At 72.9% G+C, this 13,222-nt stretch carries 10 protein-coding genes; 8 read left to right on the top strand and 2 right to left on the bottom strand.

The window, feature by feature from the left end; translation table 11 throughout:
* Positions 1 to 117 precede the first annotated feature (117 nt).
* The 7 genes from ACUYMY_RS04035 to ACUYMY_RS04065 all read left to right on the top strand — a co-directional run bounded on the left by ACUYMY_RS04035 (position 118) and on the right by ACUYMY_RS04065 (position 9,492).
* A complete protein-coding gene (locus ACUYMY_RS04035) occupies positions 118 to 618 on the top strand; it encodes an HNH endonuclease (RefSeq protein ID WP_481702340.1) in 501 nt (166 codons plus the stop codon).
* Positions 582 to 1,343: a molybdenum cofactor guanylyltransferase gene (gene mobA, locus ACUYMY_RS04040; protein ID WP_481702341.1), complete on the top strand. Its 762-nt coding sequence runs from the start codon at positions 582 to 584 to the stop codon at positions 1,341 to 1,343. The genes ACUYMY_RS04035 and mobA overlap by 37 nt, the downstream gene beginning before the upstream one ends.
* On the top strand, positions 1,340 to 1,714 hold the full coding sequence (locus tag ACUYMY_RS04045; protein WP_481702342.1) for a DUF6457 domain-containing protein: 375 nt from the start codon (positions 1,340 to 1,342) through the stop codon (positions 1,712 to 1,714). The genes mobA and ACUYMY_RS04045 overlap by 4 nt, the downstream gene beginning before the upstream one ends.
* Positions 1,711 to 3,054: a molybdopterin molybdotransferase MoeA gene (locus ACUYMY_RS04050; RefSeq protein WP_481702343.1), complete on the top strand. Its 1,344-nt coding sequence runs from the start codon at positions 1,711 to 1,713 to the stop codon at positions 3,052 to 3,054. The genes ACUYMY_RS04045 and ACUYMY_RS04050 overlap by 4 nt, the downstream gene beginning before the upstream one ends.
* Before the next feature lie 71 nt (positions 3,055 to 3,125).
* Complete coding sequence (locus ACUYMY_RS04055; protein ID WP_481702344.1) at positions 3,126 to 5,453, top strand: FdhF/YdeP family oxidoreductase; 2,328 nt, start codon at positions 3,126 to 3,128, stop codon at positions 5,451 to 5,453.
* Between the two features lie 9 nt (positions 5,454 to 5,462).
* Positions 5,463 to 6,320, top strand: a complete 858-nt coding sequence (fdhD, locus tag ACUYMY_RS04060) for a formate dehydrogenase accessory sulfurtransferase FdhD (protein ID WP_481702345.1) — start codon at positions 5,463 to 5,465, stop codon at positions 6,318 to 6,320.
* A gap of 121 nt (positions 6,321 to 6,441) precedes the next feature.
* Positions 6,442 to 9,492, top strand: a complete 3,051-nt coding sequence (locus tag ACUYMY_RS04065) for an alpha-mannosidase (RefSeq protein ID WP_481702346.1) — start codon at positions 6,442 to 6,444, stop codon at positions 9,490 to 9,492.
* Between the two features lie 184 nt (positions 9,493 to 9,676).
* Here ACUYMY_RS04065 and ACUYMY_RS04070 read toward each other — a convergent pair whose 3' ends face one another.
* Positions 9,677 to 10,384, bottom strand: a complete 708-nt coding sequence (locus tag ACUYMY_RS04070) for a hypothetical protein (protein WP_481702347.1) — start codon at positions 10,382 to 10,384, stop codon at positions 9,677 to 9,679.
* Positions 10,381 to 11,133 (bottom strand): hypothetical protein, encoded by a 753-nt coding sequence (locus ACUYMY_RS04075; RefSeq protein ID WP_481702348.1) that lies wholly within the window; start codon positions 11,131 to 11,133, stop codon positions 10,381 to 10,383. Before ACUYMY_RS04075 ends, ACUYMY_RS04070 begins: the two co-directional genes overlap by 4 nt.
* A gap of 181 nt (positions 11,134 to 11,314) precedes the next feature.
* Here ACUYMY_RS04075 and ACUYMY_RS04080 point away from each other — a divergent pair, with 181 nt between their 5' ends.
* Positions 11,315 to 13,219 carry an ABC transporter ATP-binding protein gene (locus ACUYMY_RS04080; RefSeq protein WP_481702349.1) on the top strand — a complete coding sequence of 635 codons (1,905 nt, stop codon included), beginning with the start codon at positions 11,315 to 11,317 and terminating at the stop codon, positions 13,217 to 13,219.
* Positions 13,220 to 13,222: the final 3 nt, after the last annotated feature.

Here is a 13,222-nt window from a genome sequence, read left to right on the forward strand (position 1 = left end):
CGTGTTCGATGGGCGGTTGACGGGTTCAGTAGGCTGGAAGAGTCGATCCAGCCCGGCTACGCACAGGGCAGCCGGCCCTGTGCCCCTGACCGGGTGCGGCCGTTAAGAGGAACGCGCATGCGCACACTCGTTCTGAATGCAGGCTATGAACCGCTCGCGGTGGTCACCTTCCGCCGGGCGCTTGTGCTCGTGCTCGCCGGCAAGGCGAGCATTGTCGCGGAAGACGACGATCCAGTTGTCGGACCGCGCGAGGTGCTGAGCCGCCCGTCAGTGATCCTGCTGAACCGCTACATCAGGCCCCGTCGAACCTACGCCACCGCCGTCACGAGACGGGGGGTGCTCCGTCGCGACGGGCACACATGCGCGTACTGCGGCAAGGCGGCCCACACGGTGGACCACGTCCTGCCCCGCTCACGCGGGGGAGCGGACTCGTGGGAGAACCTCGTGGCCTGCTGCCTCCGCTGCAACAACGTCAAGGGCGACCACACCCCGTCCGAGATGGGCTGGAAGCTGCGCTTCACGCCCGGGCCGCCGGCCGGGACGTTCTGGCAGATCAAGGAGCTCGAGAAGCCCGTCGAGCAGTGGAGCCCCTTCCTCGCCCCGGAGTCTGCAGCCTGAGCCCGGCGGACCCCCAGAAGGCTTCTGGCGCCGGCGGCGCTCTGAGTCTGGAGTTCGACGCCGTCGTGCTCGCGGGCGGCCGCGCCACCCGCCTCGGCGGATACCCCAAGCCTCAGCTCGACTACGCCGGCACGACCCTCCTCGACCGCGCCCTCGGTGCGGTGCGCGCTGCCCGGATGGCCGTCGTCGTCGGCCCCGGGCCCGGGGAGCCCGGCGGGCCGCGGGCCGTGCCGGGCCCCGGAACCGGTCCCCGGCGCGTCGTCTACGCGCTCGAGGAACCGCGCTACGGCGGCCCGCTCGCAGCCCTCGGCTCGGGGCTCGCCGCCCTCGCCGCAGCGGGCGCGGGCCCCGACGGCGGACCGTGGACGGCGCTGCTCGCGGCGGACCTGCCCCGCGCGGCCGAGGCCGTGGCCCTCCTCCTCGAGGCCGCGGAGGCGGATCCGGCCGCGGACGGGATCGTGGGCCGGGACGAGTCGGGCCGCACGCAGCCGCTGCTCGCGCTCTATCGGCGCGAGGCCCTCGAGCGGGTCGTCGGCGCGCTGACGGCCCGCGGCGGCCTCGCCGACCGCCCGCTGCGCGACCTCGTTGCTAATCTTGACCTGCTGCCCCTGCCGCTGCCGCCGGGTCTGTCCGACGACGTCGACACCTGGGAGGCCGCCGAGCGCTGGGGCATCGGCCGCCCGGAGTCGCCGGGGGCCGCGGCACGGCGAGAGGACCCCCGATGAGCGAGCCTTCGACAGGCGCAGGCCCTGCGGACGATGCTGCGCGCGCCGACGGCGCAGGCGCGGCAGGCGCCGCGCGCCCGAACGACACCGCGGACCAGGACGCGCTCCTGCGCTCGTGGAGCGACCGGCTCCTCGACGAGCTCGGACTGCAGGACGTGCAGATCGACATCGGCGCGATCCTCGGCCTCGCCGGCGTCGCCGCCCACCGGGTGGTCCGCCCCGCCGCCCCGCTGACGACGTTCATCGCCGCCTACGCGGCCGGGCTCGCCGTCGGCAGCGGGCGAGCCGAGGAGGGGCCCGCCATGGAGTCTGCGATACAGGCCGCCCTGAGCCTCGCGAAGGCACACGGGGCGGCCGGGACCGAGGGATGACGGCCGGCTCCGACGCGGCCGACTCCCACCACCACGCGCTCGAGCACACCTGGGCCGAGGCGCGCGAGGCCGCCGCCCGCGCGGCCGGTCCGCTCCCGCCGTCCGAGGTCCCGCTCGCCCGCGCCGCGGGCCGCACGCTCGCCGAGGACCTGACCGCCCTGCGCGACATGCCGCACTACGCATCCTCGGCGATGGACGGCTGGGCCGTGAGCGGCACCGGCCCCTGGATCCTCGCCGAGCCGGGCGAGCCGCTCAGCGCGCACCAGGCGAGCCCGATCGTCACCGGCGGAGCCCTGCCGCCGGGCACGCGCGCCGTCCTGCGCCGCGAGCGCGGCGAGGTTGTACCCGACGAGGACGGTCTCCCGCACCTGCGGACCGGGCCGGGCGCGCCCCCCGGGTCCCCGGGGGGCGGCGCCGACATCCGCCCCGCGGGCCAGGAGGCCAAGGAGGGCGAGACCCTGCTGCCGGCGGGGACCGTGCTCGGGCCCGCGCAGGTGGCCCTGGCCGCCCTCGCTGGCTACGACACGCTCCGGGTCACGGGCCGGCCCCTCGTGACCCTCGTCCGCACCGGCGGGGAGGTCGAGGAGAGCGGGCTGCCGGGTCCGGGCCGCGTGCGGGACGTCTTCAGCTTCCTCATCCCGCCGCTGCTCGAGGCCTACGGCGGCATCCTCGTGGGACACGAGAAGATCGGCGACGGTGCTCAGGAGTGGGCGGCCGCTCTCGCGGAGCAGGACACAGCGCAGGACGCAGACCAAGAGGCGGCACCACCCGACGTCGTCATCACCACCGGCGGGACGGGCAAGGGCGGCACCGACTACTTCCGGGAGACCGTCGCCGCGATGGGCGGGCGCCTCCTCGTCGACGGCGTCGCGATGCGCCCCGGCCACCCCACGGTCCTCGCCGAGCTGCCGGACGGCCGGTTCTTCCTCGGCCTCCCGGGGAACCCCCTCGCGGCCATCGTGGGGCTCATCACCGTCGGCGAGCCGCTGCTCGCGGCCCTGTCGGGGCGCGAGCCGCTCGCCGCCGTCGAGCTTCCCAGCGGCGAGGTGTTCGAGCCCGAGCTCAAGCGCACCCGGGTGATCCCGTTCCGGCGGGTCTACGGCATGGCCTCGCCGGCGACGGGCGTCGGCTCGGGGATGCTGCGCGGGCTGGCCTCGGCGGATGGCTTCATGGTCGTCCCGCCGCACGGGGCCGAGCTGGGCGAGCCCGTCCCGTGCCTGCCGCTCCCATGGGGGCGGCCTCTCGCCGCGCCGTCGTCCGGCGCGGCGGGACAGGGCAGGGCGAAGCGGCGCTCGGTCGCCTCGAAGGACCCTGTGGACTGGAGCGCACTCGATGGCTGAGGATGGCAGGGGGACGCCCGCATCGTGGAACCCCCTACCCAAGATTTGTTCCACATAGCACGATTGGTTGCATGACTCACAACTCGCCGGTGACGGACATCAACGAGGATCTTCTGCACGTCGAGGCCCCTGAGACCGCCGCGGCAGGGGTGAAGGCGGTGACGGTTGCGCTCCAACGCGGGCTCGAGCAGGCCGGTCCCGCCCGCACGGCCCGGGCGCTCCTGCGCCTCAACCAGCGTGGCGGCTTCGACTGCCCAGGCTGCGCGTGGCCGGAGTCCGACGGGCGGCGCAAGGCGGCTGAGTTCTGCGAGAACGGCGCCAAGGCCGTGGCCGAGGAGGCCTCCGTCTCCGCCGTGACCCCCGAGTGGTGGGAGGCGCATCCCATCGAGAGCCTTCGGGACAAGACCGACTACTGGCTCAGCAAGCAGGGGCGGCTCACCGAGCCCGTCGTCCTGCGCCCCGGCGACGACCGCTACCGCCGCATCTCGTGGACCGACGCCTTCGAGCTCATCGGCGAGCACATCCGGGCCTCGACCCCGGACCGCTGCGTCTTCTACACGTCGGGCCGCACGGCGAACGAGACCGCGTTCATGTACCAGCTCTTCGCCCGCAGCGTCGGCACGAACAACCTGCCCGACTGCTCCAACATGTGCCACGAGTCCTCCGGCTCGGCACTCAACCCCACGATCGGCATCGGCAAGGGCACGGTCTCGCTCGAGGACATCCACCAGGCCGAGCTCGTGTTCGTGGTCGGACAGAACCCCGGCACCAACCACCCCCGCATGCTCTCGGCCCTGGCCGACTGCAAGGCCCGCGGCGGCAAGGTCGTCGCCGTCAACCCGCTCCCCGAGGCGGGGCTGCTGAACTTCAAGGACCCGCAGACCGTGGCAGGCGTCGTGGGCGACGGGGTCTCGATCGCCGACGAGTTCCTGCAGATCAAGGTCGGCGGCGACCTCGCGCTGTTCCAGGCCCTCGGCCACCTCCTGCTCGAGGAGGAGAAGCGCGCGCCCGGCACGATCGTGGACCACGCGTTCATCGAGTCCCAGACCGAGGGCTTCGAGGCGTATGCCGCGGCCCGCTCGACGGTCGACTGGGAGAAGACGGAGCGGGCCACGGGCCTCTCGCGGCTCCAGATCTCGCACGTGGCCGGCATGCTCGCCCGCTCGAAGGGCACGATCATCTGCTGGGCCCTCGGGGTCACGCAGCAGCCGCACTCCGTGGACACGATCCGCGAGATCGTCAACCTCCTGCTCCTGCAGGGCAACTTCGGCAAGCCGGGCGCCGGCGCGTGCCCCGTGCGCGGCCACTCGAACGTCCAGGGCGACCGCACGATGGGCATCTGGGAGAAGCCCAAGGAGTGGCTGCTCGACGCTCTCGACGCCGAGTTCGGCATCACCTCCCCGCGGCACCACGGCTTCGACTCGACCGAGACCCTGCACGCCTTCGAGTCCGGGGATGTGGACGTCTTCGTGCAGATGGGCGGCAACTTCGCCCAGGCGAACTCCGAGACCGAGGGCCTCGAGGCCGGCATGCAGAAGGCGGGCCTCACGGTCCACATCTCGACCAAGCCCAACCGCTCGCACATCGTGCACGGCAGGACCTCGCTCATCCTGCCCACGCTCGGGCGCACCGACAAGGACGACAAGCACCCGGGCGGGAAGCAGTTCCTCTCCGTCGAGGACTCCATGTCCTGCGTGCACTCGACCCAGGGCCGGCTCGAGCCGATCTCGGACCACCTGCTCTCTGAGCCGGTCATCGTCGCCCGGATGGCGGCCGCGACCCTCGGCGAGGACCACCCCGTCAACTGGCGCGCGATGGCCGAGGACTACGACGTCATCCGCGACCACATCTCCCGCGTCATCCCCGGCTTCCACGACTTCAACGAGCGCATCCGGACGAAGAACGGCTTCGTGCTGCCGAACCCGCCGCGGGACACGCGCACCTTCGCCACCGAGGAGGGCAAGGCGCAGTTCTCAGTGCGCCCGCTCGAGTACCTCGAGGCCCCCGAGGGGCACCTCATCCTGCAGACGGTGCGCAGCCACGACCAGTACAACACGACGTTCTACGGTCTGGACGACCGCTACCGGGGCATCCGGGACGGCCGCCGCGTCGTCCTGATCCACCCCGAGGACCTCGTGGAGCTGGGCTTCGAGGACCGCCAGCTCGTCGACGTCGTGAGCGTCTTCCGTGGCGAGGAGCGGCGGGCCGAGCGCTTCCGGCTCATCGCCTACCCGACGGCGCGCGGCTGCGCGGCCGCCTACTTCCCCGAGGCGAACGTGCTCGTCCACCGGGACCTCGTGGCCCGCGAGTCGAACACGCCCGGGTTCAAGGCGCTCACGGTCCGCTTCGAGCCGCACGTGCCCACCGAGGACGAGGCCCGTGTGGGCCAGCTGAGCTAGGAGGAACGCGTGGGCAGGCTGAGCCAGCGTCGTCGGGTGCACCGCTATGTCCTGGGCAGCGAGCATCCGGTGCGGCACCGCGAGGATGTGCTCGCGGTCGAGGAGCCCCTCGAGATCCGGCTGACCTCGCCTGCAGGGACAATGTCCTACAGCGTCACGATGCGCACCCCGGGGCACGACTTCGACCTCGTCGCTGGCTTCCTCGTCTCCGAGGGCGTCATCTGGGAGCCCGGGCAGCTCGTCGCCGAGCGCTTCTGCGCGGGCGAGGACGAGAACGGCGTCCAGACGTTCAACGTCGTCGAGGCCCAGCTGCGCCCCGGCGTGGCCGTGCCGGAGATCGGGCGGAACGTCTACACGTCGAGCTCGTGCGGGATCTGCGGCACGGACTCGATCGAGGCCGTGCGCCGGGCCGGGCACCACACCCCGGTGGACGACGGCGTGCGGCTCGACGCCGCCGTCGTCGCCGCCCTGCCCGACCGCCTGCGCGAGGCGCAGGCGCTCTTCGACAAGACGGGCGGCGTGCACGCCGCGGGCCTGTTCCGCATCGAGGACGACGGCGCGCGCGCCGAGCTGCTGTGCGTGCGCGAGGACGTGGGCCGGCACAACGCGGTGGACAAGGTCGTGGGCTGGGCGCTGCGCGAGGGCATGCTGCCGCTGAGCGGGACGGTCCTGCAGGTGTCCGGCCGCGCCTCGTTCGAGCTCGTCCAGAAGGCCGCCATGGCCGGGATCCCCGTTCTCGCGGCGGTGAGCGCGCCGTCGTCGCTCGCCGTCGAGCTCGCCGAGGAGTCCGGGGTGACGCTCGTGGGCTTCAGCCGGGGCACGGGCTTCAACGTCTACGCGGGCCACGACCGCTTCCCCACGCCCTGACGTCTCGAAAGCGCGTCAGATTCGGTGCCCGGATAACGGGTTGGGAAAGGGGGTTCCGCTCGGGACCTACGGGGGAGTAGGTTGGAATGCCAAGAGGTTAGTCAACTGATTGGATCATTCCGTGCATGACGACCGGCGGATCACCGAGGCCCGCGTCGACAGGTTCCTGCGCGAGCGGCTTCAGCCCGCGATCTACCGCCGCGCCCTCCCGCTCTCCGCCGAGCGGTGGGACGCGCCGGGTGAGCCGGTCAGGGCCGCGGAGGCCTTCGCCCAGGAGTTCGTGCCGGCCTCCGCCGGGGACCCCTGGGGTCCCGCGTGGGGCACGACGTGGCTCCGGCTCAGCGCCGAGGTTCCCGCCGGCTGGGGCGGGCCCGGCACCGACCTGGAGGCCGTCGTCGACCTCGGCTTCAGCCACGCCCTGCCGGGCTTCCAGTGCGAGGGGCTCGTGTGGCGGCCGGACGGCACCACGGTCAAGGGGCTCAACCCGCGCAACCACTACGTCCCCATCGCCCTGCTCGGCGGCGGGCCCCGTGTCGAGTTCTACGTCGAGGCGGCCGCCAACCCGGACATCGCGCAGGGCTGGACCTTCCAGCCCACGCCGCTCGGCGCCCGTGAGACGGCCGGGCCTCAGCCGCTCTACCGGCTGGGACAGCTCGTGCTCGCCGAACGGGACACGGCCGTGTGGGAGCTCGTGCAGGATGTCCAGTGCCTCATCGGGCTCATGCACGAGCTTCCCGAGGACCGTCCCCGCCGCCACCGGATCCTGCGCGCGCTCGAGCGGATGGCGGACGCCGTGGAGCCGCACGACGTCGCCCACACGGCCGCCGCGGGGCGCGAGGCGCTCGCTGAGGTGCTCGCGGAGCCGGCCTCGGCCAGCGCGCACCGGCTCGTGGCCACCGGCCACGCGCACATCGACTCGGCATGGCTCTGGCCCCTGCGCGAGACCAAGCGCAAGTGCGCCCGCACGTTCTCCAGCGTCGTCGCCCTCATGGACACGGACCCGGACTTCGTCTTCGCGTGCTCCTCGGCGCAGCAGTTCGCGTGGATCCAGGCCGACTACCCCGAGCTCTTCGACCGGATCAAGGAGAAGATCGCCGACGGCCGCTTCATCCCCGTGGGCGGGATGTGGGTGGAGTCGGACACCAACATGCCCGGCGGCGAGGCCATGGCCCGGCAGTTCCTGGAGGGCAAGCGCTACTTCCTCGAGCAGCTCGGCGTCGAGTGCGAGGAGACCTGGCTGCCGGATACCTTCGGCTACTCCGCCGCGCTCCCGCAGATCGCACGCTCGGCGGGGAACCGCTGGTTCCTCACGCAGAAGATCTCGTGGAACCAGATCAACCGCTTCCCGCACCACACGTTCCTGTGGGAGGGGATCGACGGCTCGCGCGTCTTCACACACTTCCCGCCCGCGGACACGTACAACTCCGACCTGCGCGCCGCCGACCTCGCGCACGCCGAGAGGAACTTCCGCGAGCACGGGCGGGCCAGCCTCTCGCTCATCCCCTTCGGCTATGGCGACGGCGGCGGCGGCCCGACGCGCGAGATGATGGCCGCCGCGCGGCGCTGGGCCGACCTCGAGGGCTCGCCCCGGATGGAGGTCGCCTCCCCCCGCCGGTTCTTCGCGGAGGCGGAGCAGGAGTACGCCTCGCCGCCGGTCTGGGTCGGGGAGATGTACCTCGAGAAGCACCGCGGGACCTACACCGCCCAGGCCCGCACGAAGCGCGGCAACCGCCGCGCCGAGCACGTGCTGCGCGAGGCCGAGCTCTGGTGCGCGGGCGCCGCGGTGCGCGCGTCCGCAGACTACCCCGCCGAGGAGCTTCGCCGGCTCTGGCGCCAGACCCTCCTGCTCCAGTTCCACGACATCCTGCCGGGGAGCGCCATCGCGTGGGTCCACCGCGACGCCGAGCGCATCTACGGGGAGATCGTCCGGGATGCCGAACGGCTCATCGACGAGGCCGCCCGGGTCATCGTTGGCCCGGGGGAGACGGAGCTCCTCCTCAACGCCGCGCCCCACGAGCGCGCCGGCGTGCCCGCCCTGGCCGCGGGCGCCGTCGTACCCACCGCCGCGCCCGCGCGCCTCGAGGAGCGGACGACGGTGGGCGGCCGCCGCTGGGTGCTCGACAACGGGATCGTGCGGGCGGAGGTGGACGAGCGCGGCCTCCTCGTCTCGCTCACGGACGCCGCAACAGGGCGCGAGGCGATCGCCCCCGGCGCCGGGGGAAACCTGTTCGAGCTCCACCGGGACACGCCCAACGAGTGGGACGCCTGGGACCTCGACGGGTTCTACCGCCACAGCGTCGAGGCCTTCCCGCGGGCCGACGCGGTGCGCCCGGCCGAGGGGGCGGCCGGTGAGGCGGTGCTCGAGGTCGATCGCTCCTTCAGCGCCTCGCGCGCGCGGCAGCGCCTCGTGCTCGCGCCGGGGGCCGCGTCCCTGCGGATCGAGACCGAGGTGGACTGGCACGAGCGGCAGAAGATGCTCAAGCTCGGCTTCCCGTTCGACGTGCGGGCGGAGCGCAGCGCCGCGGAGACCCAGTTCGGGCACGTGTTCCGGCCGGTGCACGAGAACACGTCCTGGGACGCGGCCCGCTTCGAGGTCTGCGCCCACCGCTGGATCCACGTCGGCGAGGCCGGCTACGGCGTGGCCGTCGCCAACGACGCGACCTACGGCCACGACGTGACCCACGCCGTCCGCGGGGACGGGGGCACGACGACGTCGGTGCGGCTCTCGCTGCTCAAGTCGCCCCAGTACCCCGATCCGGGGGCCGACGCCGGGACGCACCGCTTCACGGTGACCGTCCTTCCGGGTGCCGGGATCGCGGACGCCGTGCGGGAGGGCTACCGCGTCAACCTCGCCGAGCGCACGGTCCGCGGCGGCAGCGCGGTAGGGCCGCTCGTCAGCGTGGCTGACCCGGCTGCCGTCGTCGAGGCCGTCAAGCTCGCCGAGGACGGGAGCGGCGACGTTGTCGTCCGGCTCTACGAGTCGCTCGGTTCGCGCGTCGTGACGGAGGTCGTCGCGGACTTCCCATGTGCCGGCGTCGAGTCTGTGGACCTGCTCGAGCGGCCGCTCGCCAACGGGGCGCCGCATCCGGTCGAGGACCTGGGCGAGGGGCGGGCGAGGCTGCGGCTGCGGCCCTTCGAGCTCGTGACGCTGCGGTTCCGGCGGCTCCCCTGAGCCGCGACTTAAATGGCTGAGTGGTGGCGGCCCTTGCGGGCCGCCGCCACTCATCCCCCCAATGCAAGAAACCCCTGTCCCCCTGACAGGCCGTGCTCACACAATCATCATTCTGGCATGGACTAATGAATATGTGAATTCGTTCCGCTCACGAGTGGATTTTTTACACCGGAAGCGCGTTCGGTCAGGCCGCGGAACGGGGAGCCCGGCGGCGGCCCCTGACGGCGGCGAGCCAGATCACGGCGAGGCCGGAGAACAGGAGCAGGAGGGTTCCGTAGTTCATGACTTGCATGACCAGGCCCCACGTCGGCGGCATGACGAGGAACGTGTTGGTGCATGCGAGCAGCACGTAGCCCGTCGCCAGAAGCGCTGCCGCTGCCCGGAGCGCTCCCCGGATGCCGCCGCGGGCGGATCGCACGAGGGACGGCAGCAGGACGACGCCCGTGAACGTCGGGTAGATCCTGCCGAGCGCGGCGTAGATTTCGAACCACGGGTCGCCGTCGAGCGCCGAGAGGCCAACGCTCGAGGGCGCCTCGCGCATGAGCAGGAAGGAGAGGACCGTCCCGGCCGCCACCACGGCGAGGGCCGCGAGCCCCCAGGGCCCGAGCAGGGCCTCCTCGGCGCTGCGCGCCGCGAAGGCCCTCGCGATGCGCACGGCGAGCAGGAGGCACACGCCGTAGACGAGGAAGCGCAGCAGCAGGTTCGTGAGGTTGATGCCGCCGAGCAGGCCATCGATCGCGACATAGGGGCCGCCGATGCTCAGGAGGATGACAGCCGCGAAGAGCCCGAAGACGCCCAGCATGAGCCGGTTCTCCCCGCGCAGGGCGGCGGGGACGCGCACGAGGGCGAGCGCGAGCGCGACGGCGAATGTCGTCCAGGCGAGCCACGTCATCCGAGGTGCTCCCACACGCGGCGCGTCGCGTGCACGTCCCGCTCCTCGCGGCGCAGGGCGCGGCCGAGGGCGGCGAGCCGGTCCGCGGCCATGAGGGCCAGGTCGGCGTCGGGCAGCCGGAGCACGGCCTGCTCAAACGCCTCGGGCGGCCAGCCGGCCTCCCGGGGGGTGACGAGGCCCGTGACCACGAGGCCATTGCGCAGCCCGACGCCGGCCTCGCGGGCCGTGCTCACGGCGAGCTCGGGGCTGAGCCGGTTGGCGCTGAGCTGGGCGGAGAAGTTCTGCGGCGCGATCCCGGCGGCCTGGCTCACGCGCTGGCGCAGCTCGCCGTCGTCGATCGCCTCGACCCACTGCCTGACGGTGAGCTCTCCCGCGGTCGGAGTGGCTTCTGGCGGCGGCAGGTCGCCCCCGACCGGGGCGCCGGCCGGGGCTCCCTCGCGCTGGCCGCGCACGAGGAGCTCGTGCAGGAACCGGGCGGTGGGCACCTGGCTCAGCAGCTCGGCGTCGGTGGGCGGCGCGACGCTCGCCGCGAGCTCGCGGTACGGCTCGAAGCGAGCGAGCCCGAGGACGGGGTTCTGCCCGTAGGCGCGGGCGACCGCGACGACGGTCGCCTCGGCCACGCGGCCGCGGACGAGCTGCTGGGCGAGCGTGCTCCGCTTGACGCCCGAGAGCCGGGACACGTCCGCGGCACTCGAACCGGGCGCGAGCTCCTGCAGCCAATGCCGGAAGTCCAGCGCAGACACAGGCACGGTCCCCCCTCCCCGTCGGCATCCGACTGCTCGAATACTGGCGCTGCGTTTCGCAGCACACTTGATTTTACGTCGCCCGCGCCGTGCCCTATGCTTGTTGCAGCCCGTCGGCTCGCGCACCCCCCAATCGCGAGTCGGCGGGCCTTTCATTTCCGGTCCGGACCACTCGGCGGGAGCATTCATGAGCAGCATGTACAACGCGGCGTGGAGCTCGCTGCACCAGATCACGCGGGCCAAGGACGGCCAGAATCCGTTCAACCGCGAGACCCTCCGCAGGGTCATGGCCTTCGCGCGCCCCCACCGGGGGCGGCTCGTGGCGTTCGTCGCGACCTCGATCGTGACGGCCTTCCTGGCCGTCGCCACGCCCGTCCTCGCCGGCAAGGTCGTCGACGCGATCGTGGCCCGGGAAGCCGCTGAGACCGTGGTGCTCCTCGCCCTGCTCATCGCCGGCGTCGCCGTTGCCGATGCCGCCTTCGGGATGCTGACGCGCTGGCTCTCGGCGACCATCGGCGAGGGCGTGATCCTGGACCTGCGCCGCGCCGTGTTCGACCACGTCCAGAAGATGCCGATCGCGTTCTTCACCCGCACCCGGACCGGCGCGCTCGTGAGCCGGCTCAACAACGACGTCATCGGGGCCCAGGCCGCCTTCGCCGGGACGCTCAGCGGCGTCGTGAGCAACTCCGTCGCGCTCGTGCTCACGGTGGCCGTCATGGTCCAGACCTCCTGGCTCGTCACGGCGCTCGCCCTCGTGCTCCTGCCCGTCTTCCTCGTCCCGGCCCGGCGCATGGGCTCACGCGTGGCCGACCTGCGCCGCGAGGCCTCGGCGCACAACGCCGCGATGAGCACCCAGATGACCGAGCGCTTCTCCGCACCCGGCGCGACCCTCATCAAGCTGTTCGGCCGCCCCGAGGAGGAGTCGCGCGAGTTCGCCGTGCGCGCCAAGCGCGTGCGCGACATCGGCATCCGCAGCTCGATGCTCACCTACACCTTCATCACGGCGCTCACCCTCGTCTCGGCCCTCGCCCTCGCGCTCGTCTACGGGGTGGGCGGCTGGCTCGCGATCGGGGGCAGCCTCGCCGCGGGCGACGTCGTCGTGCTCGCGCTGCTGCTCACGCGCCTCTATGCGCCCATCACCAACCTCTCGAACGCGCGCGTCGAGATCATGAGCGCGCTCGTGAGCTTCGAGCGCGTCTTCGAGGTGCTCGACCTCACCCCGCTCATCCGGGAGAAGCCCGGCGCGCGCGCCCTGCCCGGCGGCGCCGTGAGCGTCGAGTTCGACGACGTGCGCTTCGCATACCCGAGCGCCGAGAAGGTCTCGCTGGCCTCCCTCGAGGAGGTCGCCGTCCTCGACACGCGGGGCGGCGAGGAGGTGCTCCACGGCATCTCCTTCCGCGTGGACCCGGGCCAGACCGTCGCGATCGTGGGCTCCTCCGGCGCCGGGAAGTCGACCATCGCGCAGCTGCTCGCGCGCCTGTACGACGTCGACTCTGGCGCCGTGCGGATCGGCGGCGTGGACGTGCGGGAGGCGACCTTCGCCTCGATGCGGGCCACGGTCGGCATGGTGACCCAGGACGGCCACCTCTTCCACGAGTCGATCGCCGCCAACCTCCGCCTCGCGCGCCCCGGGGCCACCGAGCACGAGCTCTGGGGCGTCCTGCGCAGGGCGCGGCTCGAGGCGATGGTCCGCTCGCTGCCCGACGGCCTCGAGACGGTGGTCGGGGAGCGCGGCTACCGGCTCTCCGGCGGGGAGCGCCAGCGGCTCACCATCGCCCGGCTCCTGCTCGCGTCGCCGCGCGTCGTGATCCTCGACGAGGCCACCGCGGCCCTCGACTCAACCAATGAGGCCGCCGTCCAGGCCGCGCTGACGGAGGCGCTCGAGGGCCGCACCGCCGTCGTGATCGCGCACCGCCTCTCGACGATCCGCGCGGCGGACATGATCCTCGTCGTCGAGGACGGGCGGATCGTCGAGCGGGGAACGCACGGCGAGCTGCTCGCCGCCGAGGGGCGCTACGCCGAGCTCTACCACACCCAGTTCGCCGAGGCGTCAGCCATAGCAGACGAGGCCGGCGCCGATCTCCCCACCTAGACG

The sequence above is a fragment of the Sinomonas sp. T428B genome (assembly GCF_056780155.1).

What these genes read in the sequence shown, in the direction of transcription:
- ACUYMY_RS04050 (WP_481702343.1), top strand. Translation starts at nt 1,711, where the DNA reads ATGACGGCCGGCTCCGACGCGGCCGACTCCCACCACCACGCGCTCGAG.
- ACUYMY_RS04045 (WP_481702342.1), top strand. Translation starts at nt 1,340, where the DNA reads ATGAGCGAGCCTTCGACAGGCGCAGGCCCTGCGGACGATGCTGCGCGC.
- ACUYMY_RS04055 (WP_481702344.1), top strand. Translation starts at nt 3,126, where the DNA reads ATGACTCACAACTCGCCGGTGACGGACATCAACGAGGATCTTCTGCAC.
- ACUYMY_RS04035 (WP_481702340.1), top strand. Translation starts at nt 118, where the DNA reads ATGCGCACACTCGTTCTGAATGCAGGCTATGAACCGCTCGCGGTGGTC.
- ACUYMY_RS04070 (WP_481702347.1), bottom strand. Translation starts at nt 10,384, where the DNA reads ATGACGTGGCTCGCCTGGACGACATTCGCCGTCGCGCTCGCGCTCGCC.
- ACUYMY_RS04080 (WP_481702349.1), top strand. Translation starts at nt 11,315, where the DNA reads ATGAGCAGCATGTACAACGCGGCGTGGAGCTCGCTGCACCAGATCACG.